Origin of the sequence: Massilia sp. CCM 8734, from assembly GCF_011682155.1 — a bacterium.
Taxonomy (GTDB): domain Bacteria; phylum Pseudomonadota; class Gammaproteobacteria; order Burkholderiales; family Burkholderiaceae_D; genus Telluria_A; species Telluria_A rubra.
Map to the genome: position 1 here is coordinate 1 of NZ_WHJI01000354.1, position 255 is coordinate 255.

Annotated in this window: 1 rRNA gene; it reads right to left on the bottom strand. The window is 54.5% G+C overall.

Annotation, left to right across the window (positions count from 1 at the left end):
* Nucleotides 1-255, bottom strand: a 23S ribosomal RNA gene (locus F2P46_RS36870); the annotation flags it as partial.

Here is a 255-nt window from a genome sequence, read left to right on the forward strand (position 1 = left end):
GTACGGTCTCGTATGACTGAAGCTTAGAGGCTTTTCTTGGAACCACTTCCGATTGCTTCAAGACCTAAGTCTCTCGTCTCGACCCCTTGAATTCCGCGCCCGGATTTGCCTAAGCGCCTTCTATGAGCCAAAAACCAGCACTTCCAACCGCTGGACAACCTTCCGCGATCCGTCCCCCCATCGCATCATACGACGGTGCAGGAATATTAACCTGCTTCCCATCAGCTACGCATCTCTGCCTCGCCTTAGGGGCCG